The organism is Pseudoalteromonas sp. SG45-3, from assembly GCF_014164075.1.
In the GTDB taxonomy this organism is placed as follows: Bacteria; Pseudomonadota; Gammaproteobacteria; order Enterobacterales; family Alteromonadaceae; genus Pseudoalteromonas; species Pseudoalteromonas distincta.
In genome coordinates this window covers 1-907 of record NZ_JACJEN010000055.1, presented here as the reverse complement: position 1 = coordinate 907, position 907 = coordinate 1, and the positions used below count along the sequence as shown (strand labels likewise).

At 41.3% G+C, this 907-nt stretch carries 1 pseudogene; it reads right to left on the bottom strand.

Going from position 1 to position 907, the window contains the following annotated elements:
* Positions 1-5: 5 nt before the first annotated feature.
* Positions 6-907, bottom strand: a pseudogene (locus tag H5126_RS21215) (IS3 family transposase); the annotation flags it as partial.

Here is a 907-nt window from a genome sequence, read left to right as displayed (position 1 = left end):
AGTGGTCAATAAAATTTGGCCACAGTTTTAGAATCTTGATATCTAACCTCAGATTCATTTGGCGCTAAACCGGCATTATAATGATGCGGCCTAACGTTGTTGTAATATCCGTTGATATAATCACTCACACTATATTTAGCATCTATAAAATTTCCATATCCAACCTTTGGCATCCATTCCGTTTTAAAGCTTCTAAAAAATCGCTCCATTGGCGCATTATCCCAACAATTTCCACGCCTACTCATACTTTGTGTGATTTTATAGCGCCATAAACGTTGACGATATTTTAAACTTGTATAATGACTACCCTGGTCTGAATGAAACATCAGTCCTGTCGGTTTTCCTCTGCTTTCATACGCGAGTTCAAGCGCTTTTAGCGTTAAATTAGTATCTGGCGACAACTACATGGCCCAACCAACGACTTTACGTGCAAATAAATCAATAACAACGGCTAAATAAGCCCAGCGATTGCCTACCCAAATATACGTCACATCACCGCACCACACTGTATCTGGCTCAACAACATCAAATTGTCTATCAAGCAGGTCTGGAATTTCAAGGTGTTCATTACCGCCGCGTTTATATGAATGTTGAGGTACTTGGTAGCTTTCAAGCTTTAATTTAACCATTAGCTTAGCAGCACGATAACGACTCAATTCAAAATCATTGTTCGTTGCTATTGCCGCGATTGTCCGCGCCCCAGCTGAGCCGCCGCTCATTGCATGTATGGCTTTAACTTCAGCTTCTAGCCTTATTTGCTCTGGCGTCGGCGTTGTATCCCGTATAGCCCAATATTTATAGCTGCTACGATGCACATTGAATACGTTACACAGCACGCTAATTGGGTAACGCTCTCGTTGATTTAGTTTCTCAATTAACGAGAATTGTTCAGGGAGTCGGACATCAA